Annotated in this window: 1 protein-coding gene and 2 pseudogenes; 2 read left to right on the forward strand and 1 reads right to left on the reverse strand. The window is 30.1% G+C overall.

Annotation, left to right across the window (positions count from 1 at the left end):
• Positions 1–62 precede the first annotated feature (62 nt).
• Positions 63–527: pseudogene (locus AC5YCD_RS15665) on the reverse strand (IS5 family transposase); the annotation flags it as partial.
• Positions 528–705: 178 nt separating this feature from the next.
• On the opposite strand from AC5YCD_RS15665, the gene AC5YCD_RS15670 reads away from it, so the two are divergent.
• Positions 706–1,752, forward strand: a complete 1,047-nt coding sequence (locus AC5YCD_RS15670) for an acyltransferase family protein (RefSeq protein WP_496130880.1) — start codon at positions 706–708, stop codon at positions 1,750–1,752.
• Between the two features lie 127 nt (positions 1,753–1,879).
• Positions 1,880–2,344: pseudogene (locus tag AC5YCD_RS15675) on the forward strand (IS5 family transposase); the annotation flags it as partial.
• Positions 2,345–2,406: the final 62 nt, after the last annotated feature.

Raw genomic sequence — 2,406 nt, forward strand, 5'->3', positions numbered from 1 at the left:
AATTATGTAACATCAATGTTTTAGTTGATTTAAAGTGTAGCCTAAAACTTCAATCTAGCTATAGCATCTATACCAATGTGAAGCTTACGCCATTGGCGACGATATTCAGCCCCATGTTTCTTGCATTTCCATTCACCTTCACCAATAAACTTCAAGCCAGTAGAATCTACGAGTAGATGTAGCCCATTACTACTTTTTTGATAGCTAATCGCAATATCAATATGCTTTTGTCTACGACAAGGGGTGGAATAATCCGGAGCTGTCCAATCTAATCCAGAGAGTTTAATCAGGCTTTGAACAAAACCTGTGACCATGCGTAAAGAGAGTCGGAATAGCGATTTGATCATTAAGCAGCATTGAATCGCTGTATCAGAGTAGGTTTGATTTCGACCTTGCTTGCCTTGTGATTGTGCATACCACTGAGTATTTGGATCAAACCAAATAGAAATATTACCTCGGTTGATTAAAGCTCGGTTATAGGATGACAAATTGGTTGTACGGTAGATTTTAGAAGCAGGCTTATTCATTTGGAAATTATATTGCTGAATAAGCCTTCCATGCTAGCTTTATGCAATAAAGCCTGTCCGTATTAAAATTTGTGTTCTTAATTATATCACTCATGACTTGTTTTTATGAAAATAAAACATTACTTTCCAAAGCTAATTTACTACAATTATCTTATATTACTCACTAAATAGGACTCATATGTATACTAGATATGTTGGTCTAGACTTACTCAGATCTATAATTCTAATTTTTGGACCCACCTTTCATGCTTCTATGTTAATGAGTGGTAGTTTTGGTTTTGAAGGCTACATTAAACAAAGTCAGTTAGTTGAAAACATATTAAATTACACAAATCCATTTAGAATGGATTTATTTTTTATTATATCAGGTTTTTTTGCCTCATTACTAATCATTAAGAAAGGGTCAATTTATTATAAAAAAAGTAGATTTAATAAAATAATAAAACCTACAATATTTTCAATATTAACAATCGCACCTATAACTTTTTTTATTATTTTCTTTATACAAGATTTTAAAAATTTTAGTTATGCTTTTTCTTATAGACACTTATGGTTTTTAGTGTCATTATCTATAATAAGTATGGTAACCTTTTTAATTTCAGAAAATATGCTAAAATACTTGTCTAAAAGTATTTCAGATATTATTAATTTTAGTTTATTTAAATTTACACTTTTATCTATATTTATTTCTGTAGTTTTTCATATTTTATCTTATTCTGTAGGTTACATCATAGATTACAAATTAAATGAATTTCTTCAAATATCTAATTCCGTTAGGTATTTTGGACTATTTATTGTGGGAATGATTATATTTTTTATAAAATTAAATTTTACAAAAAAAACTATTTTTATTTATTTCTTGTTATTTACATCATGGTATATTTTAAAATCTAGTAATTTACTATTTTTACCAAAAATATTAGATGTTTTTCTTAAAGATTTTTTCTCCATGCTCATGTGCTTATGTATTTTCTTTTATTTTATGAATTTAAAAATTAATAGTAATAAAATTATTGAGGAAATGTCAAAAATTGCTCTTCCTTTTTATTTAATCCATCTACCTCTTTTAATATTAATCTCAAGCATTTACTTTAAGTTTTTTAATTATATTTCAGACTGGTGGTTTGTTTTCACTATTATCCCATTAAATATATTAGGGACTTATTATTTATCAAATATAGCAATAAGATCACTTTTTATTAAGAAATGGTTAGGTTTGAAGTGAGCCAAAGCATGGATAAGCCTATTTTAACCCGAATTATGGATAAGCCTGATTTTACATCTTTATAAATTGAGGCGGTTTTGTTGCATAAAGCTAGCATGGAAGGCTTATTCAGCAATATAATTTCCAAATGAATAAGCCTGCTTCTAAAATCTACCGTACAACCAATTTGTCATCCTATAACCGAGCTTTAATCAACCGAGGTAATATTTCTATTTGGTTTGATCCAAATACTCAGTGGTATGCACAATCACAAGGCAAGCAAGGTCGAAATCAAACCTACTCTGATACAGCGATTCAATGCTGCTTAATGATCAAATCGCTATTCCGACTCTCTTTACGCATGGTCACAGGTTTTGTTCAAAGCCTGATTAAACTCTCTGGATTAGATTGGACAGCTCCGGATTATTCCACCCCTTGTCGTAGACAAAAGCATATTGATATTGCGATTAGCTATCAAAAAAGTAGTAATGGGCTACATCTACTCGTAGATTCTACTGGCTTGAAGTTTATTGGTGAAGGTGAATGGAAATGCAAGAAACATGGGGCTGAATATCGTCGCCAATGGCGTAAGCTTCACATTGGTATAGATGCTATAGCTAGATTGAAGTTTTAGGCTACACTTTAAATCAACTAAAACATTGATGTTACATAATT

The organism is Acinetobacter sp. CY05, from assembly GCF_059515805.1.

Coding starts and splice junctions, on each gene's coding strand:
- AC5YCD_RS15670 (WP_496130880.1), top strand. CDS start 706: ATGTATACTAGATATGTTGGTCTAGACTTACTCAGATCTATAATTCTA.